1 protein-coding gene is annotated in these 495 nt (G+C 45.1%); it reads right to left on the bottom strand.

Annotated features, from left to right (window positions below; all coding sequences use genetic code 11):
* Positions 1 to 75: 75 nt before the first annotated feature.
* Positions 76 to 495: hypothetical protein (locus tag ACY2RQ_RS19810; protein ID WP_490114737.1), on the bottom strand; the 420-nt coding region annotated here is incomplete at its 5' end.

Raw genomic sequence — 495 nt, forward strand, 5'->3', positions numbered from 1 at the left:
TACAGGGTTATGGAGATCTGAGGCGATCTAGCACAACTTTACGGCCATGGTCTTATTTTCCTGCCAACTCCTGCATTAAGCATCCCTCAGCCAGTAAAAATTTACAAAAGCCGACCAGTAAAAAATCTTATATGTATGGCCATCCTGTAAATCACCTGGTGTGCATATGGCGTGATGATGATCACCTTTATAGCTCCAATTATGTGCACAGTGGCCGTCTCCGTTTGACCACTGCACGCCAATTGGTTCCCAGACGCCTGCCTCCACCTCAATGGAAATGCCCTCGTGATGCTGGCATGTCACAGTATCTCCGTTAATGTTGAGGGAGGTTACATGGCCATCACAATAGACATGTATTATATCCACTCCCGTCGCATATTGAATATAAACTTCTGCGGGCGCTGACGTAGCCAAGGCTGTCAGCATGGCAAGAAAAACATAGTTATGGCAGTTTTTAAAAAACATCAGCCAGTCACTCTGTAAGTCAATATATTG

Source organism: Parendozoicomonas sp. 209JJ7-1, assembly GCF_058147085.1.